The following is a 24,044-nucleotide window of genomic DNA, read 5'->3' as shown; positions in this document are numbered from 1 at the left end:
GCGCTGTGCTGCGAGAAGAGACTCTACAGCAGGCCGGGCCCGGCGGTCGAACTCACGGTGGGCGACGGCGTTGTCACGGCGCCGACCAGCGGTTTCGTCACGGCGCCGCCGCGTCGATCGCCTTCACGATCCGCTTGTCGGAGACCGGGTACGCGGTGCCCAGGGCGTGGGCGAAGTAGCTCACCCGCAGCTCCTCGATCATCCAGCGGATGTCCAGGACCTCCTGCGGCACCGGCCGCCCCCGGGGCAGCTGCTCCAGCAGCCACGCGTACTCGTCCTGCATGTCGTGGACCTTCTCCATGCGCGTGGTGTCCCGCTGCACCGACGTCGGCATCTGCTGGAGCCTGCGGTCCACGGCGACCAGATACCGCATCAGGTCCGGGAGGCGGCGCAGACCGGTGAGGGTCACGAAGCCCGCCGGCATCAGGGCCGCCAGCTGGGTGCGTACGTCCTGGACGTTGGCGGCGAGGGTCGGGCTCCTCGTGTCCTTCAGCCGGCGTTCGCACGCCTGCCAGGCGGCCAGGATCTGCTGCACCTGGCCCACCGTCCGTACGGTCGCGTCCACCAGGTCCGCACGCACCTTGTCGTAGAGCTTCCGGTACGACTCCTCGTCCCACGCCGGTCCGCCGTGGTCCGCGACCAGCCTGTCCGCGGCGGCGGTGGCACAGTCGTCGAACAGGGCCTGCACCGAGCCGTGCGGATTGCCCGACAGAGCGAGCTTCTGTTGGTTGCTCAGTTTGTCCGAGGCGAACTTGGCGGGGTTGACCGGGATGTTGAGCAGGATCAGCTTCCGCGTGCCCCGCCACATCGCCTGCTGCTGCTCCGCCTCGGTGTCGAAGAGGCGTACGGCGACGCTGTCCCCCTCGTCGACGAGCGCGGGATACGCCTTCACCGGCTGGCCCGCGCGCCGGGTCTCGAAGACCTTCGTCAGCGTCCCGATCGTCCAGTCCGTGAGCCCGGTGCGCTCGAGGGACTCGCCCGAGCCCGAGGGGCCCGCCGTGGCGGCCGCTGCGGCCTTGGACAGCGCCTGCCGGGCCTTCGGCTTCAGCTGGAGCTTCAGCGCCTCCAGGTCCTTGTCCTCGGCGAGCTTGCGGCGGCGCTCGTCGACGATCCGGAAAGTGATCTTCAGGTGGTCCGGGACCCGGGCGAGATCGAAGTCCTCGGCACCGACCGGCACCCCCACCATCCGCTTCAGCTCACGCGCCAGCGTCACCGGCAGCGGCTCCTGAAGGGGCACGGCCCTCTCCAGGAACGCCTTCGCGTAGTTCGGCGCGGGAACGTAGTGGCGGCGAACCGGTTTCGGCAGGGACCGGATCAGCTCGATGACGACCTCTTCGCGCAGGCCCGGGATCTGCCAGTCGAAGCCCTCGTCCGTGACCTGGTTGAGCACATGGAGGGGGATGTGGACGGTCACACCGTCCGCGTCGGCGCCTGGCTCGAACTGGTACGTCACGCGGAACTTCAGCGGCCCCTGCCGCCAGGAGTCCGGATAGTCGTCCTTCGTGACCCCGGCGGCCTTCTCGTTGATGAGCATTTCGCGCTCGAAGTCGAGGAGTTCGGGCTCCTCGCGCTTCCTGTGCTTCCACCACGAGTCGAAGTGCGCGCCGGACACGACGTGTTCGGGGATGCGCTGGTCGTAGAAGTCGAACAGCGTCTCGTCGTCCACGAGGATGTCGCGGCGGCGCGCCCGGTGCTCCAGCTCCTCGACCTCGGTCAGCAGCTTGCGGTTGTCCGCGAAGAACTTGTGGTGCGTGCGCCAGTCGCCCTCGACCAGGGCGTTGCGGATGAACAGGTCGCGAGAGGTCTCCGGGTCGATGCGCCCGTAGTTGACCTTCCGCTGGGCGACGATCGGTACGCCGTACAGCGTGACCTTCTCGAACGCCATCACGGCCGCCTGGTCCTTCTCCCAGTGCGGCTCGCTGTAGGTGCGCTTGAGCAGATGCTGCGCGAGCGGTTCGATCCACTCCGGTTCGACCTTGGCGTTGACCCGCGCCCACAGCCGGGACGTCTCCACCAGCTCGGCCGACATCACGAACCGCGGCGGCTTCTTGAACAGCGCCGAGCCGGGGAAGACCGCGAACTTGGCGCCGCGCGCGCCCAGGTACTCGTTCTTGTTGTCGGTGTCCTTCAGGCCGACGTGCGAGAGCAGGCCGGCCAGCAGCGAGATGTGGACGCTGGTCTCGGGCGCGTCGTCCTCGTTCACCTCGATGCCCATGGACTTGGTGACCTGGCGCAGCTGGGCGTAGATGTCCTGCCATTCGCGGATGCGCAGGAAGTTCAGATACTCCTGCTTGCACATCCGGCGGAAGCTGGAGGAGCCGCGCTCCTTCTGCTGCTCGCGGACGTAGCGCCAGAGATTGAGGAAGGCGAGGAAGTCGGAGGTCTCGTCCTTGAAGCGCGCGTGCTGCTGATCGGCCTGCGTCTGCTTCTCGGCGGGGCGCTCGCGCGGGTCCTGGATGGAGAGCGCGGCCGCGATCACCATGACCTCGCGTACGCAGCCGTTCTTCTCGGCCTCCACGACCATCCGGGCCAGCCGCGGGTCCACGGGCAGCTGCGAGAGCTTGCGGCCCAGCTGGGTCAGCTTCTTCTTCGGGTCCTTCTGGGCCGGGTCGAACGCGCCCAGCTCCTGGAGGAGCTGCACACCGTCGCGGATGTTGCGGTGGTCCGGGGGATCGATGAAGGGGAACTTCTCGATGTCCCCGAGGCCGGCGGCGGTCATCTGGAGGATGACGGAGGCCAGGTTGGTGCGCAGGATCTCGGCGTCGGTGAACTCGGGACGGGACGCGAAGTCGTCCTCGGAGTACAGCCGGATGCAGATGCCGTCGGAGGTACGGCCGCAACGGCCCTTGCGCTGGTTGGCGCTGGCCTGGCTGACCGCCTCGATCGGCAGCCGCTGGACCTTGGTGCGATGGCTGTAGCGCGAGATACGGGCGGTGCCCGGGTCGATCACGTACTTGATGCCCGGGACGGTCAGCGAGGTCTCGGCGACGTTCGTGGCGAGCACGATCCGGCGGCCGGTGTGCGGCTGGAAGACGCGGTGCTGCTCGGCGTGCGAGAGCCGCGCGTACAGGGGGAGCACCTCGGTGAATCGGTACTGCTTCTTGTTGAGCGCGTCCGCGGTGTCGCGGATCTCCCGCTCACCGGAGAGGAAGACGAGGATGTCGCCCTTGCCCTCGCCCTGGAGCTCCTCGACGGCGTCCGTGATCGCGGTGATCTGGTCGCGGTCGCTGTCGTCGCCCTCTTCCTCGAGAAGGGGCCGGTAGCGCACCTCGACCGGATACGTACGCCCGCTGACCTCGACGATCGGGGCATCCCCGAAGTGGCGCGAGAACCGCTCGGGGTCGATGGTCGCGGAGGTGATGACGACCTTGAGGTCGGGGCGCTTGGGCAGCAGCTGGGCGAGATAGCCGAGCAGGAAGTCGATGTTGAGGGACCGCTCGTGGGCCTCGTCGATGATGATCGTGTCGTACGCGCGCAGCTCGCGGTCCGTCTGGATCTCCGCGAGGAGGATGCCGTCCGTCATCAGCTTGACGAAGGTGTTGCCGCTGACCTGGTCCGTGAAGCGGACCTTCCAGCCGACGGCCTCGCCGAGCGGGGTGTTCAGCTCCTCGGCGACCCGTTCCGCGACCGTCCGGGCGGCGATCCGTCTCGGCTGCGTATGGCCGATCATGCCGCGCACGCCCCGGCCGAGCTCCATACAGATCTTGGGGATCTGCGTCGTCTTTCCCGAGCCGGTCTCGCCCGCGACGATCACGACCTGGTGGTCCCGTATCGCCTCCAGGATCTCGTCGCGCTTCTGGCTGACGGGCAGCTGCTCGGGATACGTGATCGCGGGCATGCGCTCGGCGCGCCGGGCGGTGCGGGCAGCGGACTGCTCGGCCTCGGCGGCGATCTCGTCCAGCACGGCCTGCCGCGCCTCGGGCTTATGGATGCGGCGGGCGCCTTCGAGACGACGGCCCAGCCGGTGGGCGTCGCGCAGCGATGCCCCGGCCAGGAGGGTCTGAAGATCGGCGAAGGAAGTAGACATACGGATCCCAGGATCGCACCCCCGGGAAAGCACTGGCGAACGCATTTCGCCCACAAGCTGGTGCAGTATGGAGCAGATCCGTTCACCTCCCCACGAAGGGCCGCGCGTTCATGCCGATCGGCCGCGACCACCGGTACCGCTCCGCGGTGACCGCGACCGCGTTGCTGGGCATGCTGTTCGCGCTGCTGCTGTGCTCGCAGTCGTACGCGAGCCCCGCCGACGACGTGATCGTGGTGACGGCGCAGGGGAAGACGCCCGGCTGCGGCAAGGGGGCGCCGGACGGGGACCGCGGGGCGCACCCCGCGACTCCGCCGCGCGGGTCGGCGGCGTACGAACTGCTGCCCGCGCCGCACGCCGCGCCCTGCTTCACCGGCCCGGTCCTGAGCGCGGTGGCCCCGGCCATCACGCCCGACCGGGCGCCGCCCCCACCCGCACCTCCCACTCCGGTGGACCTGTCCGTCCTGCGCGTCTAGAAGGCGACGGGCCGCTCACGCGTGCCCGTTCGCGGCGTCCTTGTTCCTTCTCGCTGTTCCTTCTCGTTCAGGAGTACCGAACCACCATGCCTTCCTCCCCCTCTGCCCGGTCGTCCCGGCCGTCCGGCACGACCGTCGCCGTCGCCGCGGGTGTGCTCGTCGCCGCGCTGCTGCTCGGCTTCGCCTCGTACAGCGCCACCCGGCCGGAGGCGCCCTCGACCGGCTCCGCCGCCGAGGTGTCCGCCGAGCCGGGCGCCGGCACCTATCCCCAACTGGCGAAACTGGCCCGCCGCGACGCCGGTGACCCGCTCGCCATGGGCCGCCCGGACGCGCCCGTCGTGATGGTCGAGTACGCCGACTTCAAGTGCGGCTACTGCGGGAAGTTCGCCCGCGACACCGAACCGGCGCTGGTGAAGAAGTACGTCGACGCGGGCATCCTGCGCATCGAGTGGCGCAACTTCCCGATCTTCGGCGCGGAGTCCGAGTCCGCCGCGCGCGCCGCCTGGGCGGCCGGACAGCAGGGCCGGTTCTGGCATTTCCACGCCGCCGCGTACGCCGAGGGCGCCAAGGAGAAGGGCTTCACCGGCGACCGGCTGGAGGCGCTGGCGCGCGAGGCCGGGGTGAAGGACCTCGCCCGCTTCGGCCGTGACGTGGACAGCGCCGCCGCGCAGCAGGCGGTCAAGAAGGACCAGGACGAGGCGTACGGTCTCGGCGCCACCTCGACGCCGTCCTTCCTCATCAACGGCCGGCCGATCGCGGGCGCGCAGTCGGAGCGGACGTTCACCGAGGCGGTCGACGCGGCGGCGAAGGCCGCCCGATGACCGACCTCGGCTATCTGGCCGCCTTCCTCGGCGGCCTGCTCGCTCTGGTGAGTCCGTGCAGCGCGCTGCTGCTCCCGGCGTTCTTCGCGTACTCCCTCGACTCGGCGGGCAGGCTGCTCGCCCGTACCGCGATCTTCTACGCGGGCCTGGCGACCACCCTCGTCCCGCTCGGCGCAGCCGGCTCTCTGGCGGGCCGCTTCTTCTACGGCAACCGCGACCTCCTGGTCACCACCGGCGGGTGGCTGATCATCGTGCTGGGCCTCGCCCAGATCCTCGGCCTCGGATTCGCCTCCCGCCGGATGGCCGCGCTCTCCGGCCGCATCCGCCCGACGACGGCCCTCCCGGTCTACGCACTGGGCCTGGTCTACGGCCTTGCCGGCTTCTGCGCGGGCCCCATCCTCGGCAGCGTGCTGACGGTGTCGGCCCTCAGCGGCAGCCCCGCCTACGGCGGACTGCTCCTCGCGGTCTACGCCGCGGGCATGGCGGTCCCGCTGTTCCTGCTCGCCCTGCTGTGGGACCGGTACGACCTGGGCGGCAGACGCTGGCTCCGCGGCCGCGCACTGACCATCGGCCGCCTGCGCCTGCACACCACCTCGCTGGCGTCGGGCCTGTTCTTCGTCGTCCTCGGCACCTTGTTCCTCGTCTTCGACGGCGCGACGGCCCTGCCCGGCCTGCTGTCGGTCGACGACTCGTTCGCCGCGGAACAGTGGGCGGGCGACGTGGGCCGTGCGGTCCCGGACTGGGCCCTGCTGATCGCGGTGGTCGCGGTCGCGGCGGTGGTGCTGGGGGTACGGGGGTGGCGACGGCGGGAGGAGGCGTAGGGAAACGACGAAGGCCCCGATCCGGGGATCGGGGCCTTCGGTTGGTGGCTGGGGCCGGGGTCGAACCGGCGACCTATCGCTTTTCAGGCGATCGCTCGTACCAACTGAGCTACCCAGCCACGCGATCACTCGCGTGACCACAGCGGTCCTGACGGGATTTGAACCCGCGGCCTCCACCTTGACAGGGTGGCGAGCACTCCAAACTGCTCCACAGGACCAAGCAATGTGCGAGACAAGTCTCGCACAGGGTGATGCGTGCCCCCAACGGGATTCGAACCCGTGCTACCGCCTTGAAAGGGCGGCGTCCTGGGCCACTAGACGATGAGGGCTAAAGGCCCGCCTGGGCGCCTCTCGGCGCGTCGGGGACGTGAGAAGCATATGGGATGGGGGGAGGTATCGCCAAAACGGTTTAGGGGGTAGCCGAGGGGGAGGGCGAGGAGACGCTCGGCGACGGCACCGCGCCCGGCTGATTGTCCTCCGGGAGATGGCGGCTGACCTCGGCCGTCGTCAGGCCCAGACCCCCCAGCGTGATCTCGTCCCACGCCTGGAGCTTCCTCGTGGAGCGGTCCAGATAGAGCACCGACGCGCGCACCTTCTCCGGCTTCTCGTTCTGCACGGCCCGCAGGCCGCCGCCGCCCGTCGAGCCCTCGATCTTCAGCCGGGTACCCAGCTGCATCACCTCCGTCTGGCGGCGGTGGACATGGCCGGCCAGGACGAGCGGGACCGTGCCGTCGGTCTGGCGGGCCGCGACCGGGTTGTGGGCGACCGCGATGTCCACCGGGGTGCCCGCGCGTTCCTGGTCGCGCAGGGCGGAGGCGAGGCGGATGCCCATCATGCGTTCGGCCGGGTCGCCCTGGGCGACGACCGAGCGGTCCGGGGTGAACTGGGGGTCTCCGCTGCCCGCGATCCGCACCCCGGCGACCGTGACGGCCCGGCCGTTGTCGAGGACGTGGACGTTCTTCATCCGGGAGAGGTACGCCTGCGTGACGTCGGAGTCGTGGTTTCCGCGAACCCACACATAGGGGGCGCCGAGATCCCGGATGGGGTCCAGGAAGCCGTTCTCGGCCGCCGTTCCGTGGTCCATCGTGTCGCCGGAGTCGATGATCACGTCGATGCCGTACTGCTCCACGAGCGAGCTGATGATGTGCCACGACGCCGGGTTGAGATGGATGTCAGAGACATGCAGCACCCGCATGCTCAGCGGGTCCGGCTGGTACGTGGGCAGGGTCGACGTCGCGTCGTACAGCTTCGTCACATTGGTGACCAGACGCGCCAACTCCTGCTGGTAGACATCGAATTCGGTGACGATCGAGCGGGCGTCGCCGACCAGCGAGGGGGCGCTGGAGAGCAGGCCGGAGAACTTCGGCTCCAGGACGGACTTCGGGTTCCAGGTGGCGTACGCGGAGACACCGGAGGCCGCCAGCAGCGCCAGGGCCAGTCCGCCGGCGGCGAGGGCGCGGCGGGGGCGGCGGTAGACGGCGAGGCCGAGGGCGGCGGCGCCGGAGACGACGGCGACGCAGGACCGCACGGCCAGTTCCGTGGTGCCGTCGGCCACGTCGTGGGCGACCTCGTCCTGGAGGCCGGCGAGCCGTTCGGGGTGTTCGACCAGCGCCTGGGAACGAGCCGGGTCGAGTTGGTCGACGTCGACGTCCAGGCGGATGGGTGCCACATGGGAGTCGAATTCGAGCGCGCCCAGTGGCGAGACGTTGATCTTCGTGCCACCGGTCAGGTCCGGGCGCAGCGTCATGCTCGTGTTCATCGGCCCGACCGGGGTCCGGACGCTGCCGACGATCAGCAGGCCGAGCCATGCGCCGAACAGCACGACGACGGTCAGTCCCAGTGCGCGGGCCCACGGGTGCGGCGTATGGACGAGGGCGCTGGTCGGTTCGGTGTGTCGGGAGCGATAGAGGCGTTGCAGCCGTGTCGTCGCGGCTCGGACCGGTTCCGGGACCTTGCGTGCCATTGGGCGCGTATGCCCAGCGATGCGGGGCGTCATGCCGGGCCGGCCGGGCGTACGGGGAGGGATCGGAGGCACCCGGGCCGGCACAGTGGCCGGCCCGGGGCGACCGGCCGGACGGCGTACGTGACAATGGCCACGTGCTGGAGATGACGCGCGAGGAGTTCGAGGAACTGGTCGCCGAGGCCCTGGACAGGATTCCGCCGGAGCTGACGCGGCTGATGGACAACGTCGCGGTGTTCGTCGAGGACGAGCCGCCTGCGGACGACCCCGAGCTGCTCGGGCTGTACGAGGGGACGCCGCTCACCGACCGCGGCGAGTGGTACGCGGGGGTGCTGCCGGACCGGATCACGATCTACCGGGGGCCCACGCTGCGGATCAGCGAGACCCGGCAGGACGTGGTCGAGGAGACCGAGATCACCGTGGTGCACGAGATCGCGCACCACTTCGGCATCGACGACGAACGGCTGCACGCGCTGGGGTACGGGTGAGCGAGGACCGTCCGTCCGGGTCCGGGTCCGGGTCCGCGTCCGCGTCCGGGTCCGGGTCCGGGGGGCCTGGGGAGTCCGGAGGCTCCGGGGCCTCCGGGGCGCATGGTGCGAGTGCTGCGGGCGGGGCGTCGGGTGCGGAGGGGGTCCGGGGAGCGGCTGGTGCACGCGGGACGTCGGATGCGGGCAGGGACCGTGGTGAGAGTGCTGCCGGCGGGGTGCCCGGTGCCGGTGATGCCCCCGAGGCATGTGATGCGTCCGCCGAAGCCATCGACCCCGATGTCGACCTCCACGTGCCCGAGCAGCGCGCGGAGACCACGGGAGGCCGCCGTCTCCCCGTGCTGCTGGCGATCTCCGCGGGCGGTGCGGCCGGGGCGCTCGCCCGCTACGCGGTGAACCGGCAGTGGCCCGCGGCCGAAGGCACCTTCCCGTGGGCCACGTTCTGGATCAACGTGCTGGGGTCCGCCCTGATCGGCGTCCTGATGGTGTTCGTCGCCGAGGGCAGCCGGCGCGCGCATCCGTTGGTGCGGCCGTTCGTCGGCGTCGGGGTGCTCGGCGGGTTCACCACCTTCTCGACGTACGCCCTGGACTTCAAGGGTCTCCTGGAACGCGCGGAGGCCGGGCTCGCGCTCGCCTACGCCGGCGGCACGGTGGCCGGCTGCCTCGGCGCCGTGTGGCTCGCCGCGGTGACGACCAGGGCGGCAGCGGCCAGGGCCGCCGCGAGCAGAGCGGTGCCGAAGTGACCTGGCTGCTGGTGGCCATCGGCGCGGCGGTCGGCGCACCGCTGCGCTATCTGACGGACCGTGCGGTGCAGGCCCGTAGCGACTCGCTGTTCCCCTGGGGCACTTTCACCGTCAACGCCGCCGGCAGCCTGGTGCTGGGCGCGGTCGCGGGAGCGTCGGTCTCCTCGGGCACGTACGCCTTGCTGGGGACGGGCCTGTGCGGGGCACTCACGACGTATTCGACCTTCTCCTACGAGACGCTGCGGCTCGCCGAACGCGGCCGGGGGTTCCTCGCCATGGCTAACGTGACCGCGTCGGTGCTGGTGGGGCTCGGATCGGTGTTCCTGGGCGCGGAGTTGGCGCGCTCCTGGACGCACTAGTGCCGCTCCCGGCGGGCTTTGCCCTGTCGCGCCGGACATCGCCGGTCGAGGCACTGGGAGGCGACCCGGGGCGCACCGCAGGGCACCCGACCGCCGGGACGGGTCGTGTACTTGTCAGGCGTCGGGGCGTGTCCCCTGTGGGGCACAGGGAGTTGGGCACGGAAACCGTGCCCTGTGCCCCCCGGAGGTGCCCCTCGTGCGCCAGTTGTCCGCCCCCCGCCGTCTGGCTGTCGCCCTGGCCACCTCGCTGGCCGTCGCAGCCTCGGCCGGCTGTATGAGCGTGAGCGACGATCAAGGCGGCAAACCGGCGCCCGGCAAGTCAGCCGACCGCCCCGGTGCGGTGGCCGAACCGGACGGCGGCGAGGCGGTGTCCGGCGGCCGCCACGCCGACGGCGGAAGAAGCGGTTCCGGCAAGGCCGGCGACAAGGGTGACGGCCCGGGAGCCTCGCCCAGCGCCAGCGGTACGGCCGCGCCCTCGGCGCAGCCCCCGCGCGGCGGCCAGCAGCCCCGGCCGCCCAAAGGGCCCGACCCGACAGGGGGCGGATCGTCCCCCTCCGCGCAGCCGTCGCAGCCGCAGCCCCCGGTCGAGCCGTCCGAGCCGCCGCCGGTCGACCCTCCCACCCAGTCTCCGAGCGAGCCCACCGATGTGCCGTCGGCGTCGTCCGCTCCCGAGGTGCACGCCGGTGCCATGCGGCTGGCCGACGGACAGGGCACAATGGGAGTACCCACAATGGGAGTACCCAGCGCATCACCGCAGATGGGGCCGGTGTAACCGGGGTCACTCCCCGGCGGTTTGCCTAGGGCGGGGGAGGGTGCGTATGGTGGTAGATCGTTTGATCCCATTGCCCGGCGCCGAAAAAGAAGAGCGCCGCGTGGCGCGTACTCTCCCTAGCCGTGGCTGACCGCATCGAGGCGGTCGAATTGCGAATCACGGAGTTTGGGCGCGTGCCGAGACTCCGGAAGGTTTCGCATTTCGCATGTCCACTTTCAGTACTGATCACGCCGTCATGCCCGAGAACGAGTCGGCCGAGGCCGTTGTCGAGACCGTCGCGGTCTCCGACGCCCCCGAGACCGCGGACGTCTCCGAGGCTCCCTCCACCCCCGAGGTGACGTTCTACGACCTCGGTCTGCCCGAGGGCGTCGTCCGCAAGCTCGCGCAGAACGGCGTCACCACCCCCTTCCCGATCCAGGCCGCGACCATCCCGGACGCCCTGGCCGGCAAGGACATCCTCGGCCGTGGCCGCACCGGCTCCGGCAAGACCCTCTCCTTCGGTCTCCCGCTGCTCGCGACGCTGGCCGGCGGCCACACCGACAAGAAGAAGCCCCGCGGCGTCATCCTCACCCCGACCCGTGAGCTCGCGATGCAGGTCGCGGACGCCCTCCAGCCGTACGGCGACGTGCTCGGCCTCAAGATGAAGGTCGTCTGCGGCGGTACGTCCATGGGCAACCAGATCTACGCGCTCGAGCGCGGCGTCGACGTCCTCGTCGCCACCCCGGGCCGACTGCGCGACATCATCAACCGCGGTGCCTGCTCGCTGGAGAACATCCAGGTCGCCGTCCTCGACGAGGCCGACCAGATGTCCGACCTGGGCTTCCTGCCCGAGGTCACCGAGCTGTTCGACCAGATCCCGGCCGGCGGTCAGCGGATGCTTTTCTCCGCGACCATGGAGAACGAGATCGGCACCCTCGTGCGCCGTTACCTCGTCGACCCGGTCAGCCACGAGGTCGACAGCGCCCAGGGCAACGTCACGACCATGACGCACCACGTCCTCGTCGTGAAGCCGAAGGACAAGGCGCCCGTCACCGCGGCGATCGCCGCCCGCAAGGGCCGCACCATCATCTTCGTCCGCACCCAGCTGGGCGCCGACCGCATCGCCGAGCAGCTCTGCGACTCGGGCGTGAAGGCCGACGCGCTCCACGGCGGTATGACGCAGGGCGCGCGTACCCGCGTGCTGGAGGACTTCAAGAAGGGCTACGTCAACGCGCTCGTCGCGACCGACGTCGCCGCCCGCGGCATCCACGTCGACGGCATCGACCTGGTCCTGAACGTGGACCCGGCCGGCGACCACAAGGACTACCTGCACCGCTCGGGCCGTACTGCCCGCGCCGGCAAGTCCGGCACGGTCGTGTCGCTGTCGCTGCCGCACCAGCGCCGCCAGATCTTCCGTCTCATGGAGGACGCGGGCGTCGACGCCTCGCGCCACATCGTGGGCGGAGCGGGCGCGTTCGACCCCGAGGTCGCCGAGATCACCGGTGCGCGTTCGCTCACCGAGGTCCAGGCCGACTCCGCGAACAACGCCGCCAAGCAGGCCGAGCGCGAGGTCGCCGACCTGACGAAGCAGCTGGAGCGGGTGCAGCGCCGCGCGGTGGAGCTCCGCGAGGAGGCCGACCGCCTGGTGGCGCGTGCGGCCCGTGAGCGGGGCGACGACCCGGAGACGGCGATCGCCGAGGTGGCCGAGGCCGCCACGGCGGAGGTCGAGGCCGCCGTGGCCGCGGCCGCCGTGCCGGAGCAGACCGAACGCCGCGACGACCGTGGCAACTTCGAGCGTCGTGGCAACGACCGTCGTGACGACCGCGGTGGTGACCGTGGTGGCTTCAACCGCGACCGTCGTGACGACCGTGGCGGCTTCAACCGCGACCGCCGTGACGACCGCGGTGGTGACCGTGGTGGCCGCTCCTTCGAGCGTCGTGACGACCGTGGCGGCTTCCGCCGTGACAACAACGACCGTCCGTCCGGTGGCTCGGGTGGCTTCCGCCGCGACGACCGCCCCTCCGGCGGCTTCAACCGTGACGACCGCGGTGGTGACCGTGGTGGCCGCTCCTTCGAGCGTCGTGACGACCGCGGTGGCTTCCGCCGTGACAACAACGACCGTCCGTCCGGTGGCGCGGGTGGCTTCCGCCGCGACGACCGCCCCTCCGGCGGCTTCCGTCGCGACAACGAGCGTCGTGACGACCGTGGCGGCTTCCGCCGCGACGACCGTCCGTCCGGCCACCGGGGCAGCGACCGCCCGTTCAACCGTGACCGCCGCGACGACCGCCCCTCCAGCGGCTACCGCGCCGGCTCGGCGGACCGCCCGTACGGCCGCCGTGACGACCACCGCGGCGGCACCGGCACCGGCACGAACACCGGTTCCTTCGGTCGCCGTGACGACAAGCCGCGCTGGAAGCGCAACGGCTGATCCGGTCCCGGCTCACCGAGCCGGACCTGCTGACCGCTGACAGGGCCCGCACGACACTTCGGTGTCGGGCGGGCCCTGACGCGTCACGGGGACCAGGCGCCTCCTGCGGTGGCCGCGCCGACCGGTACGACACTCCCCACTGACTCGTGGCACCTCCCAGGAAGAGCGCGACAAGCCATTGATCGGATACCCGATCGGCTCACGAGTCAGCTCGGGCTATGCTCGGGGTGTCCTGCCGAGGGCCGTTAGCTCAATTGGCAGAGCAGCGGACTTTTAATCCGTTGGTTGTGGGTTCGAGTCCCACACGGCCTACCACCCGGCCGACCGGTCTCCGGTCGGCCACCACCCGAGCGCCCGGACCGGTTCCCCGGCCGGGCGCTTCCGTGTCTGCGGGCGGCGTGCACCCGGCTCGCCGCCCCGTCCCGCCCGTGCCTCACGACGCCACGTAATCCCCCGTCACCAGCCGGTGGAGCAGCGTCACCGGGCTGCCGTCCGGTGTCGTCGCGCAGATCTCGAATCGCAGGTGCTTGCCCGCCGGGACGTCCACGTTGTGCAGGAACTGGTGCGTGCCCGCGCCCCACTTGGTGAGGTCGCCGTAACCCGACGGCGACGAGCCGTCCGGGTTCGTGGCGTAGAAGCGGCCGTCCAGGCGGGTGCCCTGAGGGGCGTCGCTGATGGTCAGTTGGACGTAGAGCGGACCGATCAGGGTGCGGGGGCCGGCGTGGATGACCGCGTCCCGGAAGGCGAGGCCCACCCAGGAGCCGGAGGGCAGTTCGACGTCGAAGGCGTTCGTCTCGTGCAGTTTCGCGATGGGCATGTCGTCCTCCTCGGGCGGGCTGGGGTTCGCGGCCTCGGCGACGATGCCGGGGAAGACCACCTCACGGAACTGGGTCACCCGGGCGTTGCCGGGGCAGATCGTGCCGCCGACCGCCCATTCCTCGTGCAGCCGGTGGTAGCCGTAGCCGGGGTCGTCGTGGGTGCGGCAGATCCGAAGCGGGATGCCGTGGCGATGGTGCAGCCACGCCCCCAACCGGATCAGCCGGTCGACCTGTTCGTCCGTCCACCGGTCGGTGGCACCGGTGTTGCTCGCCGTCTCGATGGAGACCGCGCCGGTCCCGTCGGGGCGCCGGTTGGCCTGATAGTTGGCGTCGGCCCGGGTCTCCGTGCCGATGAACTGGCCGAGGTCGCCTGCGTAACCGAGCCCGAAATGACTTTCGAGATTGGTGCTGTCCCGCCAGTATTCGTACACCCGTTTCGCCGTCCAGGGCGCCGCGATGCTGTGCAGGATGAACTGCGTGGGCCGGATGGCCGGTTGACTGTCGGACTCGGGCTGGAGTTCGTACTTCGTGGCGTTCGGATACCAGGCCATGCGTCCCCCAATCAGGTCGATGCGTGGGCTCTCACGCCGGTGGACCCTTAGAGGATCTCGGGGGGAGCGGGCCGGGGGACGGTCCAGAACACGCCATAGTCGGCCCGAGTCCTCGCACAGGAGCGCTGTTTCGTCGTCGCGGGGCATCGGTGAGGTCGTCGGTGCGGGTCATCCGGGAGCCGTCCCCGTGACCCCGCGTCCCCTCCGCCGTTGTCCCGGCATGAACAAGACACAGCGCATCCTCACCGCCGTTGCCATCGCCGCCGGCGCCACCGCCATGGCCGCATCCGGTGCCCACGCCTCGGGACACACCGCCGAGCGGGCGGGCGCCGGAGCACCGTCCCTGAACCAGCTCGACCAGATCAGCCAGCTGGGGCAGCTCACGGGAGTCGTCGCGCCCGTGACCGGGGTGCTCGGCGCCGTCCAGTAACACCGGCGCTCCGGCGGCACGAGGCGGCTCAGTGGTCCTCGTCGGCCGGCAGCCCTTCTCGGTGCCAGATGCCCGGCCAGGGCGCCGGCCGGGTGGTCCCGAAAAGATCTCCCAGGATTCTTCCGCGAGGTGTCGAGAACCCTTCACCGGCTCCGACGTCCCCTGTGAGAGTTGCCCACGAGGGTGACCGCGCATCCGAGGGAGCGAGTCATGAAGTATCTGGTGATGGTCCAGGGCACGCAGGCCGATTACGAGGCCATGTCCGGGAAGCCTTCCGCGGGGAGCCCCGCGTGGAGCGAGAAGGACATGCAGGCGATGTTTGCCTTCATGGGAGCGATCAACGACGACCTCGCCGAATCCGGTGAACTCGTGGACGCGCAAGGGCTCACCGAGCCCGCGCGGACCCGGACGGTGGCCGCCGGCCAGGACGGCCGTCCGGTCGTCACGGACGGGCCCTACGGCGAGACCAAGGAGGTCCTCGCCGGGTACTGGGTCCTGGACTGCGAGAGCCTGGAGCGGGTCACCGAGATCGCGGCACGCGTCGCGCAGTGCCCGGCTCCCGAGGGAACGACCGAGTACCCCGTCGTCATCCGGCCCATCCAGGACGCCGCCGGAGGCGAATGTTGAGCCGTACGACCGCTGTCGAGGGCCTGCTGCGCCGGCACGCGCCGCAGGTCCTCGGTGCGTTGGTACGCCGTTACGGGAACTTCGACCTGGCCGAGGACGCGGTGCAGGAAGCCCTCCTCGCGGCCGCCGAGCAGTGGCCGGACGCGGGCGTCCCGGACAACCCCCGAGGCTGGCTGATCAGGGTCGCCTCGCGACGGCTGACGGACCAGCTGCGCAGTGAGGAGGCCCGGCGCCGCCGCGAGGAGTCGGTCGTGACCCTCATGCCGCGCGACGCTTTCACCACCCCCGCCCCCGGGGAGAGCCGGGCGCCCGCCGAGGACGACACCCTCACCCTCCTCTTTCTCTGCTGTCATCCCGAGCTCACGCCCGCCGCCCAGATCGCCCTGACGCTGCGAGCCGTGGGCGGTCTGACCACCGCCGAGATCGCCCGCGCCCATCTGGTGCCGGAGGCGACGATGGCGCAGCGGGTCAGCCGGGCCAAGCAGAAGGTCCGGGGCCTGCCGTTCCGGCAGCCGGGCCCCGAGGACCGCGACCGGCGGCTCGCCGCCGTGCTTCAGGTCCTGTATCTGATCTTCAACGAGGGTTATACGGCGACGTCCGGCAGGGCGCTGCACCGCGCCGATCTGGCCCGTGAGGCGATCCGGCTCACCCGGGCCATACGCCGTCTGCTGCCGCGGGAGGGTGCCGTCACCGGTCTGCTGGCGCTGATGCTGCTCACCGACGCCCGCAGCGCCGCGCGGACCGGGCCGGACGGGGAGCTGATCCCGCTCGACGAGCAGGACCGCGGGCTCTGGGACCGGCCGGCGATCGACGAGGGAACGGCCCTGGTGGAAGAAGCCCTGGGACAGGGCCCGGCGGGGGTCTACCAGCTCCAGGCCGCGATCGCGGCGCTGCACGACGAGGCCGCGAGCGCCGAGGACACGGACTGGCCGCAGATCCTCGCGCTCTACGACCTCGTCGTACGGCTGGCTCCGGAGCCGATGGCCGAGCTCGGGCGGGCCGTCGCCGTCGCGATGGTGCACGGACCCGAGGCCGGGCTCGCGGAGCTCGACGGGCTGGAGGACCGGTTGGCCGGCCACCACCGGCTGGAGGCCGTGCGGGCGCATCTGCTGGAGAAGGCGGGGGACGTCGAAGGGGCACGTTCCGCCTACCAGCTGGCAGCCCGGCGCACGCTGAGCATCCCCGAGGCGCGCTATCTCCGGGCCCGGGCGTCCCGGCTGCTGCCCTGAGCCGCGCCCGGCTCCCGGACCGCCGCTCGCCCAGCGCTCCCGAAACGCCGCTTGACCTTGACGCAGCGTAAAGATTTAGCGTCTGAGTCATGGAGTGGTCGATCCAGGAGATTGCCCGGCGCGCCGGGACGACGAGCCGCACGCTGCGGCACTACGGCGAGCTCGGTCTGCTCGAACCCACCCGGGTGGGCAGCAACGGCTATCGCTACTACGGCCCGGACGCGCTCGTGCGGTTGCAGCGGATTCTGCTGCTCCGCGAGCTCGGTCTCGGCCTGCCCGCGATTGCCGAGGTGCTCGAAGGGCAACGCGACACGGGTGCCGCGCTGCGGGCTCATCTGCGCCTCCTGGAGCAGGAACGCGAACGCATCGGGCGGCAGATCGCCTCGGTGCGGACCACTCTCCACAAGACCGAGAGAGGGGAAGAACTCATGGCCGAGGAAGTGTTCGACGGCTTCGACCACACACAGTACGAAGAAGAGGTGACCGAGCGCTGGGGCCGGGACGCGTACGAGAACAGCGACCGCTGGTGGCGCTCCCTGAGCGACGAGGAGAAGCGCGCCTTCCAGGACGAGCAGGTCTCCATCGCCCAGGCCTTCGCGCAAGCGCTCCGGGACGGCCGGTCCGCCGACAGCGACGAGGTGCAGGCGGTCACCGCGCGGCAGTACGGATGGCTGTCGACGACCACGACGCCCTCGAAGTCGTACTTCATCGGTCTGGGCGAGATGTACGTCGCCGATCCGCGCTTCACCGCCGCGTACGACCGGTACGGCGAGGGGACGGCCGTCCTGGTCCGGGACGCGATGAAGGTGTACGGGGAGCGGCACCTGACCGTCGAGTGATCACGTGGCACCCGCGGGCCGGTCTCCCCGCCGCCGGCCTCCCGCCGCCGATCAGCGGGTGGACAGAGCGTGGTCAGCGGTTGGGCAGCGCCCTCGCCAGCTCCTCGTCGGTCGCGGGGCGGGCGGCGGCGAGTGTGCTGCGCAGCCGTTCCACGTCCAGGCCGGGGGCCGTACGCGCCCGCAGCAGCAGGGTCCCGCGGCGCTGGACGACGTAGTGGGACACCGTGCCGTCCACGTGCCACTGCTTGACGACGGTGAAGCCGTCTCCGGCGTCCAGGCAGACGATCTGGCCGGGGAGTTCTTCGGGGCAGCCCGCGTCGGGCCGTGCGGTGACCTCGTAGTCGACGCCGGGGACGGAGCCGGGCCGTCCGCCCGCGCTGTAGTGGAGACGGAAGTCCGCGTCGAGACGGCCGCTGCCCGGTTCCGTCTCGAAGCCGCCGGGGGGATCGATGACCAGCAGCTGGGCACGGGGGAGGGAGCTGTTCGCCAGGGCGCCCGCCAGCTTGTCGTCCTGCACGCCGGGGTGGAAAACGTACGCGGCCATGCCGACGGCGGGCGCCACCAGCGCCGCCGCCGCCCGGGCGAGAGGGCCGATCCTTCGGCGCACGAGCGGGCGGACGATCGACGGACGCAGGTTCCTGGGCACGGACTGTTTCCCCCTCATGCGCGAGATGGTGACCCACCGGAAACGTGAGCGACAGAGCGGGGGCACCCTCAATTGGAGTTGATCTTGCTCCGGATGGCGTAGAGTGGTGTTCACCGACGCGGGGTGGAGCAGCTCGGTAGCTCGCTGGGCTCATAACCCAGAGGTCGCAGGTTCAAATCCTGTCCCCGCTACTGACACAGCGGCCCGGCACTCGTCTCGAGTGTCGGGCCGCTGTTGTTTCCCGTCTGTGGGCACGGCGTTTCGCCCGGTTGGCCGACGGAGAGTCGCTCGGCGGCGCGGCTCCGGACAGCCTGGGTAGAGCGCGGTACCGTCCGCAGCCGTGGACGGACCGGGGAGGAGAGCACCGTTGGCGCAGTTCCAACAGAGTCGCGTGTACGGCGCCCGCCGCTTCATCCGCGCCCTGCCCACGCTGATGATCATCGGTGGGCTCGTCTTCGACCTGGCGACCCCGGCGCAGTTCACGGCCGTACCGATGTTCGCTGCCGCCCCGCTGATCGCCGCTCCGTTCTTCTCCTTGCGCACCACGCTGGTGACCGGCATCACGGCGACCCTCGCGGTGCTCGGGCTGCACTTCTACAACCGGACCGCCGGCGAGGTCACGGCGTACACCGAGATCTTCACGCTCTTCACCGTCTCCGGACTCGCGCTGCTCATCAACGCCGTCGTCAGACGCAGCGGTGAGCGGCTCGCCTCGGCCCGGGTCATCGCCGAGACCGCGCAGCGTGCGGTGCTGCCCACGCCCGCCGAACGGATCGGCGGGCTGCACGTCGCGGCACGGTACGAGGCCGCGCTCGCCGACGCGTTCATCGGCGGCGACCTGTTCGCCGTGCAGGAGACGCCCTTCGGGGTACGGCTGGTGGTCGGCGATGTACGGGGCAAGGGGCTGGAGGCCGTCGAGGCGGTGGCCGTGGTCATCGGTGCGTTCCGGGAGGCGGCCGAACAGGAGAGTTCCCTGGAGGGCGTCGCCCAGCGCCTCGAGCGGGCGCTGGCACGCGAGGGCACGCGCCGGGACAGCCTGGACGCGGTCGAGGGCTTCACCACCGCCGTACTGGGGGAGATCCCGCGCGGCGCCGGAATCGTCCGGCTGGTCAATCGCGGCCACCCGGAGCCCATCATGCTGTACGCCAACGGTGACCTGGAGTTCCTGAAGCCGTCGATTGCCGCGCTGCCGCTCGGCATGGGCGATCTGGAGACTTGGCCGGACCAGGCGGTGGAGTACTCGCTGCCGACGGGGGCGACCCTGCTGCTCTACACGGACGGTGTCAGCGAGGCGCGCAACGCGGCCGGCGAGTTCTACGATCCCGGCGCTCGGCTCTCCGGGCGGCTCTTCCCCGGGCCCGACGAACTGCTCGACGCGCTCGTCGACGACGTGCGCCGGTACACCGGCGGCGGATCGAGGGACGACATGGCGCTGCTGGCGGTCGCCCGGCCGGCGGAGAGGCAGCAGGAGCGCCGCAGGACGGTGCCGGTCGTGCCGCCGGTGTGAGGGGCACCGGCTCCGGGGGTACGTAGCGGGTGTCTCTCGCCGTGCGAGGCGGTGCGACGCAGTGCGAGGCAGTGCGAGGTGTGCGGGCGGGCTGCGGAACGTGACGGTGGGCTTGGCCGGATGAGGAACGGTTCGGTGGTCTTGCCGGATGAGTTGGGTGGGTCGGGGAACGCGTCTGGGGTGCTTGCCCTGATGAGTGGTGCAGGCGATCGCGGGCACTTTGAACGAGCCAGGGGTCTCGCCGGCGCGACCCGCTCCCGGCGGCCGTGCACGCTTCGTAGTGGGAAGATCCCCCTCCGCATACCATTTGACGACCCGTCAGTAATGTGACGAAGTCCGAAGGTCGATCAAGTCGCCCGACTCCGGCTGCTTGTGTCCCGATTGGTCCCGCGGGAAGTCGTTAACGATCACCCGGAACAGCTTGGAATACAGTCCTCGCGTCTATTAACGTTCGATAACGCAGCGCGGTCGTCCCAGCCGTCGTCAGGACGGCGCCGTGCGCGTGCGCCGAATTCCGCAAGGGAACCGGGGAACCAATCCTTGGGGTGAATCGGGCACCTTCCACCGCGACTTGTGCGGCGGATGGCGCTCGTAGGAGACCTTCCTGCTCCGAACCCGTCAGCTAACCCGGTAGGCGAGAAGGAAGGAAAGGAGCACGCCTCAGTGGCGTCCAACAGGCCTGCCCCAGAAGCACCCTTCGCCAATGACTTCTTCGGTGCGGAGGGCGCGGAGCGGTCCCTCGAAGAGTGGAACCCCACCGAGGACTCCGTCCGTCCGGTGCGCGGTCGGCACCGTGTCGCCAAGCAGCGCGGCGGACTTGCCCGGAGTTCCACCGTGCTCGGCGTCGGCGTGATCGCCGCGGTCGGCGCGGGCGGCATCGCGACCGCGCAGGACAAACCCGCGGTCTCCATATCCCTTCCCGACTCCCTCTCGGACAATCTGCCCGACGCCAAGTCTCTTCCCGGCGTCGGTTCTTTCATGTCCGAAGACTCCTCGGACGTCGTGGACGAGGCGGCCACGTACTCGGCGATGGGCATCGCCTACGCCGACACCGCTTCCGACACCGGCCAGGGCGGCACCGGCGAGGCGCTGCGCGCCCGGATCCTTCAGCAGGCCGAGCAGCAGCAGGCCAAGGCGGTCGCCTCGGCCGAGGCGGCGGCAGCGAAGGCCGCGGCGGACAAGGCCGAGGCCGCGGCGAAGAAGAAGGCGGAAGAGGCGGCGGCGAAGGCCGCGGCCGCGAAGAAGAAGGCCGAGGACGAGGCGAAGGCCAAGGCGGAGGCCGAGCGCCTCGCTCAGCTGGCCAAGAGCTACTCGCTCCCGACCTCCTCGTACACGATCACCTCCACGTACGGCGAGTCCGGCTCCCTGTGGTCCTCGGGCCAGCACACCGGCCTGGACTTCGCCGCCCCGACGGGTACGCCCGCCAAGGCCGTGCACAGCGGCACCGTGAAGTCGGCGGGCTGGTCCGGCTCGTACGGCTACCGCATCGTTCTCGAACTCGAGGACGGCACCGAGGTCTGGTACGCGCACCTGTCGTCGATGACCGCGAGCGCCGGCCAGAAGGTGGCGACCGGCGAGACGATCGGCCGCGTGGGTGCCACGGGCAATGTGACGGGCGCGCACCTGCACCTCGAGGTCCACACCCCCGGCGGCTCGGGCATCGATCCGATGGCCTGGCTGCGGGACAAGGGCCTGACTCCCTGATCCTGCGGGACCCTTCCCGCGAATCCCGGTCCCCGGCAGTCCCGGCGCTCACCCCCCGACGCCAGGACTGCCGGTTTCGTCGCCGGGCAGTCTTGCCGCCGGGCCCTTCCCGCAGGGCCGCAGTGCGGTGTGGTGTCGGGTCCGGTCCGTACGGGTGTCCGGTCAGGTCCGGTCCGTACGAATGCGCGGTCAGGTCCGGTACGGGTTGTACGCGCCGTAGTCGCGGTGCGGCGGGGGCACGTGCACCCGCCCGGTGGCCCGTGCCGCGTAGGTCAGCGCCGGTGCCGCCACCTCCCTGCGCTGCCACAGATGGTGCAGCAGCTCCTGCTCGCGCTCCACGAAGTCCGGGTCCGCAGCGCCCCGGTGGGCCCGGTGGCGCAGGAACGCCAGCGAGGTCGCGAAGTGCTGGTACTCCGACACCGCGTGCGCCGCGGTCGGCCCGTGCATACGCCGGGCCACATCCCGGGCGAGGGTGCGCGCCCGCATCGACGCCAGGGCGGGCGGCTGGTCCGCCGACAGCCAGCCGGCCGCCGCGTACGCCGGCAACTCGGTGGCTATCGTTCGCAGTTCCCGCTGGCGGCTCCATATCGTGAGCCAGGTCAGCAGCCCGAAGACGGGCACCATGAAGGCCCCGTACACGAGGTAGAAGCCCCACGGGCCGAAGAGGGACGTCGAGCCGTTCCACAGCGCGTGCATGCCCATCGCCAACGCCAGACCGAGCAGCGGCAGGACGATGCGCCGGACGCGCATGCGCCGTGAGGCCAGTGCCGCGATGCCGAAGCCGATACCGGTCAGCACGGTGAAGAGCGGGTGTGCGAACGGGGACATGACGATCCGTACGAAGAACGTCGCCGCCGTCACCGAGGCGATCCCGGAGAAGCCCATCTGCTGGTCCTCACCGAAGGCGTTGCCCAGATAGAGGATGTTCTCGGTGAACGCGAAGCCGGTCGCGGTGAACCCGGCGACCACCACGCCGTCGACGATCCCGCGGAACTCCTGTCTGCGGAAGCGGAAGATCAGCAGGATCGCCGCGGCCTTCGCGCTCTCCTCGACGACCGGCGCGATGACCGTCGCGCCGAGCGTGTCCGCGCCCGTGGGGTCCGCGGTGGCGGTGGCTATCCACTGCGTCGCGAAGGTGTTCGCGATGATTGCCACGAGGGCGGCGGCGAACGCGCCCCAGGCGAAGGCGAACAGCAGATTCCGCCAGGGACCCGGCTCGACCCGGTCCAGCCAGCGGAACGCGGCGGTGAGCAGGGGCACCGGCAGGGTCGCCAGCCCGAGGCCGACCAGGAAGCCCTGGGTGCCGGTCTGCTCCCGTACCAGCGACAGGATGACGAGGCCCGAGAGGGCGAGGAGCGTGATCAGCACCCCGGCCCGGACGGCCTTGCTGTGCCAGAACCGGGAGACACGGCGGGGCTTGTAGCGCCAGCGGGCACGCTCCGGTACGGCGGCGAGCAGCTCGTCGACACGCTGCTGCTCGAACGCCGGGACCGCGGGGCGCGGCGGATGAGGCTGCGGGGGCGACGACTCGGACACCCACTGACCCTAACGAGGGACACCGACAACGGGCGACGGTGCGTGGGGCTGTGCGCCGGGCCGCCGCCGGGCCCCCCGCCGGCCGCGCGGCCGCCGTTCGCTCGGGTCAGGCTCCCGCGGTGCGGCGGAACAGCAGGTCGTGCACCTTGTGGCCCTTGTCGATGCCCTGGCCCTCGAACCGCGTGAGCGGCCGGAAGTCGGGTCGTGGCGCGAAACCGCCGTGCTCCTGGGTGTTCTCGAAGTCCGGATGGGCCGAGAGCACCTCGAGCATCTGCTCGGCGTACGACTCCCAGTCCGTGGCACAGTGCACGATCGCGCCGGGCTTCAGCGAGCCGGCGACGAGGCTGAGGAACTCGGGCTGGATCAGCCGGCGCTTGTGGTGCCGCTTCTTGGGCCAGGGGTCGGGGAAGTACACGCGCAGACCGTCGAGCGAGCGGGGGGCGAGCATCTCGCGGAGGAGGATGATCGCGTCACCGTTGGCGACCCGGACGTTGGAGAGGCCGTTGCGCTCGGCGAGGGCGAGGAGATTGCCCTGGCCGGGGGTGTGGACGTCCACGGCGAGGATGCCGGTGGCGGGGTCGGCGGCGGCCATCTGGGCGGTCGCCTCACCCATGCCGAAGCCGATCTCGAGGACGACGGGGAGCCCGTCGAACATGGCCTCCAGGTCGAGGACGCGATGCCCGTCGATGTCGAAGCCCCAGACGGGCCAGAGCCGCTTGAGAGCGTCGCCCTGCCCGGCGGTGACACGACTGCGCCGCGGCTGAAAACTCCGAATGCGCCGCTCGTGATGCGACCCGGCGGGATCGGGAGTGGGCCCGTCGGGGAACCGGGGGGCGCGGCGGTCGCGGATGGGCTGGGGGGCGGATTCTCGGAACTCAGACACAGTGGGGCTGATTTTACGCGGTGCGGGGTCTGGGGCGGCGCGGGTCCCGTGCCGGGCGCCGGGGCCTTGCCGGGTCTCGGCGGGGGCGGGTGCTTTGGGGTCCGGGTGCTTGTCGGGCGTCGGGTCCGGGGGCCGGGCCGGCGAGGTGCTTGGGCCTCGGGTTCTTGTCCGGTGTCGGGTTCGGGGGCCCTCCGGGCTCGACTCCTCGGGGTCGGCGGCGTACAGCTGCGTTGTCTTGGTCACCCGGGTCGTGCCGCCGATCCCCTGCGGGGCCCGTTCCCTGCACGCCCCCTCCTGGGGCGGGGGCCTTGTTGGGCCTCGGGTTCTTGTCCGGTGTCGGGTTCGGGGGCCCTCCGGGCTCGACTCCTCGGGGTCGGCGGCGTACAGCTGCGTTGTCTTGGTCACC

The 24,044-nt window shown here is 71.0% G+C and carries 20 protein-coding genes, 5 tRNA genes and 1 riboswitch; of the genes, 16 read left to right on the top strand and 9 right to left on the bottom strand.

Going from position 1 to position 24,044, the window contains the following annotated elements; genetic code table 11:
- Nucleotides 1–97: 97 nt before the first annotated feature.
- On the bottom strand, nucleotides 98–4,027 hold the full coding sequence (hrpA, locus tag ABTX78_RS27600) for an ATP-dependent RNA helicase HrpA (protein WP_352209504.1): 3,930 nt from the start codon (nucleotides 4,025–4,027) through the stop codon (nucleotides 98–100).
- Between the two features lie 110 nt (nucleotides 4,028–4,137).
- Between hrpA and ABTX78_RS27595 the strand changes: the two genes are divergently transcribed.
- The 3 genes from ABTX78_RS27595 (at nucleotide 4,138) to ABTX78_RS27585 (ending at nucleotide 6,142) form a co-directional block, all read left to right on the top strand.
- A complete protein-coding gene (locus ABTX78_RS27595) occupies nucleotides 4,138–4,500 on the top strand; it encodes a hypothetical protein (RefSeq protein ID WP_352209503.1) in 363 nt (120 codons plus the stop codon).
- Between the two features lie 86 nt (nucleotides 4,501–4,586).
- Nucleotides 4,587–5,321, top strand: a complete 735-nt coding sequence (locus tag ABTX78_RS27590; protein ID WP_352209502.1) for a DsbA family protein — start codon at nucleotides 4,587–4,589, stop codon at nucleotides 5,319–5,321.
- Nucleotides 5,318–6,142 (top strand): cytochrome c biogenesis CcdA family protein, encoded by an 825-nt coding sequence (locus ABTX78_RS27585; RefSeq protein WP_352209501.1) that lies wholly within the window; start codon nucleotides 5,318–5,320, stop codon nucleotides 6,140–6,142. Before ABTX78_RS27590 ends, ABTX78_RS27585 begins: the two co-directional genes overlap by 4 nt.
- Before the next feature lie 42 nt (nucleotides 6,143–6,184).
- On the opposite strand, the gene ABTX78_RS27580 is transcribed toward ABTX78_RS27585, so the two are convergent.
- The 4 genes from ABTX78_RS27580 to ABTX78_RS27565 all read right to left on the bottom strand — a co-directional run bounded on the left by ABTX78_RS27580 (nucleotide 6,185) and on the right by ABTX78_RS27565 (nucleotide 8,105).
- Nucleotides 6,185–6,261, bottom strand: a tRNA-Phe gene (locus tag ABTX78_RS27580).
- A gap of 24 nt (nucleotides 6,262–6,285) precedes the next feature.
- A tRNA-Asp gene (locus ABTX78_RS27575) sits at nucleotides 6,286–6,360 on the bottom strand.
- Nucleotides 6,361–6,398: 38 nt separating this feature from the next.
- Nucleotides 6,399–6,471 (bottom strand) — tRNA-Glu (locus ABTX78_RS27570).
- Nucleotides 6,472–6,551: 80 nt separating this feature from the next.
- The gene (locus ABTX78_RS27565) at nucleotides 6,552–8,105 is read right to left on the bottom strand and encodes a metallophosphoesterase family protein (protein ID WP_352209500.1); all 1,554 of its coding nucleotides are present in this window, start codon (nucleotides 8,103–8,105) and stop codon (nucleotides 6,552–6,554) included.
- Nucleotides 8,106–8,239: 134 nt separating this feature from the next.
- On the opposite strand from ABTX78_RS27565, the gene ABTX78_RS27560 reads away from it, so the two are divergent.
- From ABTX78_RS27560 to ABTX78_RS27535, 6 genes are all read left to right on the top strand, one after another.
- Nucleotides 8,240–8,590, top strand: a complete 351-nt coding sequence (locus tag ABTX78_RS27560; RefSeq protein WP_313945477.1) for a metallopeptidase family protein — start codon at nucleotides 8,240–8,242, stop codon at nucleotides 8,588–8,590.
- 290 nt (nucleotides 8,591–8,880) lie between these two features.
- Nucleotides 8,881–9,330: a fluoride efflux transporter FluC gene (locus ABTX78_RS27555; RefSeq protein ID WP_352209499.1), complete on the top strand. Its 450-nt coding sequence runs from the start codon at nucleotides 8,881–8,883 to the stop codon at nucleotides 9,328–9,330.
- Nucleotides 9,327–9,689, top strand: coding sequence for a fluoride efflux transporter FluC (locus tag ABTX78_RS27550; protein WP_352209498.1), 363 nt, complete (start codon nucleotides 9,327–9,329; stop codon nucleotides 9,687–9,689). The genes ABTX78_RS27555 and ABTX78_RS27550 overlap by 4 nt, the downstream gene beginning before the upstream one ends.
- 196 nt (nucleotides 9,690–9,885) lie before the next feature.
- Nucleotides 9,886–10,461: a hypothetical protein gene (locus ABTX78_RS27545; protein ID WP_352209497.1), complete on the top strand. Its 576-nt coding sequence runs from the start codon at nucleotides 9,886–9,888 to the stop codon at nucleotides 10,459–10,461.
- Between the two features lie 205 nt (nucleotides 10,462–10,666).
- A complete protein-coding gene (locus tag ABTX78_RS27540; RefSeq protein WP_352209496.1) occupies nucleotides 10,667–12,868 on the top strand; it encodes a DEAD/DEAH box helicase in 2,202 nt (733 codons plus the stop codon).
- A gap of 239 nt (nucleotides 12,869–13,107) precedes the next feature.
- Nucleotides 13,108–13,183: transfer RNA gene (locus ABTX78_RS27535), tRNA-Lys, on the top strand.
- Between the two features lie 118 nt (nucleotides 13,184–13,301).
- Here the strand turns inward: ABTX78_RS27535 and ABTX78_RS27530 are convergent.
- The gene (locus ABTX78_RS27530) at nucleotides 13,302–14,237 is read right to left on the bottom strand and encodes a peptidoglycan recognition protein family protein (protein WP_352209495.1); all 936 of its coding nucleotides are present in this window, start codon (nucleotides 14,235–14,237) and stop codon (nucleotides 13,302–13,304) included.
- A gap of 220 nt (nucleotides 14,238–14,457) precedes the next feature.
- On the opposite strand from ABTX78_RS27530, the gene ABTX78_RS27525 reads away from it, so the two are divergent.
- The 4 genes from ABTX78_RS27525 (at nucleotide 14,458) to ABTX78_RS27510 (ending at nucleotide 17,362) form a co-directional block, all read left to right on the top strand.
- Entirely contained in the window at nucleotides 14,458–14,667 is a 210-nt protein-coding gene (locus tag ABTX78_RS27525; RefSeq protein WP_352209494.1) for a hypothetical protein, read from the top strand.
- A 210-nt stretch (nucleotides 14,668–14,877) separates the two neighbouring features.
- On the top strand, nucleotides 14,878–15,294 hold the full coding sequence (locus tag ABTX78_RS27520) for a YciI family protein (protein WP_352209493.1): 417 nt from the start codon (nucleotides 14,878–14,880) through the stop codon (nucleotides 15,292–15,294).
- Nucleotides 15,291–16,523 (top strand): RNA polymerase sigma factor, encoded by a 1,233-nt coding sequence (locus tag ABTX78_RS27515; protein WP_352209492.1) that lies wholly within the window; start codon nucleotides 15,291–15,293, stop codon nucleotides 16,521–16,523. The genes ABTX78_RS27520 and ABTX78_RS27515 overlap by 4 nt, the downstream gene beginning before the upstream one ends.
- An 89-nt stretch (nucleotides 16,524–16,612) precedes the next feature.
- On the top strand, nucleotides 16,613–17,362 hold the full coding sequence (locus ABTX78_RS27510; RefSeq protein ID WP_352209491.1) for a MerR family transcriptional regulator: 750 nt from the start codon (nucleotides 16,613–16,615) through the stop codon (nucleotides 17,360–17,362).
- A gap of 73 nt (nucleotides 17,363–17,435) precedes the next feature.
- Here the strand turns inward: ABTX78_RS27510 and ABTX78_RS27505 are convergent, their stop codons facing one another.
- The gene (locus ABTX78_RS27505; protein WP_352209490.1) at nucleotides 17,436–18,026 is read right to left on the bottom strand and encodes a hypothetical protein; all 591 of its coding nucleotides are present in this window, start codon (nucleotides 18,024–18,026) and stop codon (nucleotides 17,436–17,438) included.
- 99 nt (nucleotides 18,027–18,125) lie between these two features.
- On the opposite strand from ABTX78_RS27505, the gene ABTX78_RS27500 reads away from it, so the two are divergent.
- The 3 genes from ABTX78_RS27500 to ABTX78_RS27490 all read left to right on the top strand — a co-directional run bounded on the left by ABTX78_RS27500 (nucleotide 18,126) and on the right by ABTX78_RS27490 (nucleotide 21,219).
- Nucleotides 18,126–18,199: transfer RNA gene (locus ABTX78_RS27500), tRNA-Met, on the top strand.
- Between the two features lie 176 nt (nucleotides 18,200–18,375).
- Nucleotides 18,376–19,515, top strand: coding sequence for a PP2C family protein-serine/threonine phosphatase (locus ABTX78_RS27495; RefSeq protein ID WP_352209489.1), 1,140 nt, complete (start codon nucleotides 18,376–18,378; stop codon nucleotides 19,513–19,515).
- A 495-nt stretch (nucleotides 19,516–20,010) separates the two neighbouring features.
- A riboswitch (cyclic di-AMP (ydaO/yuaA leader) is annotated at nucleotides 20,011–20,167 on the top strand.
- Nucleotides 20,168–20,178: 11 nt separating this feature from the next.
- Nucleotides 20,179–21,219, top strand: coding sequence for a M23 family metallopeptidase (locus ABTX78_RS27490; RefSeq protein ID WP_352209488.1), 1,041 nt, complete (start codon nucleotides 20,179–20,181; stop codon nucleotides 21,217–21,219).
- Nucleotides 21,220–21,408: 189 nt separating this feature from the next.
- On the opposite strand, the gene ABTX78_RS27485 is transcribed toward ABTX78_RS27490, so the two are convergent.
- Together ABTX78_RS27485 and trmB are read right to left on the bottom strand one after the other, a co-directional pair.
- Complete coding sequence (locus ABTX78_RS27485) at nucleotides 21,409–22,755, bottom strand: PrsW family intramembrane metalloprotease (RefSeq protein ID WP_352209487.1); 1,347 nt, start codon at nucleotides 22,753–22,755, stop codon at nucleotides 21,409–21,411.
- 106 nt (nucleotides 22,756–22,861) lie between these two features.
- A complete protein-coding gene (trmB, locus tag ABTX78_RS27480) occupies nucleotides 22,862–23,638 on the bottom strand; it encodes a tRNA (guanosine(46)-N7)-methyltransferase TrmB (RefSeq protein WP_352209486.1) in 777 nt (258 codons plus the stop codon).
- Nucleotides 23,639–24,044 lie beyond the last annotated feature (406 nt).

The organism is Streptomyces sp. NPDC096193, from assembly GCF_040302905.1.
GTDB lineage: Bacteria > Actinomycetota > Actinomycetes > Streptomycetales > Streptomycetaceae > Streptomyces.
Note: the sequence above shows the minus strand (reverse complement) of the source record. Positions and strands in the feature narration are given on the sequence as shown.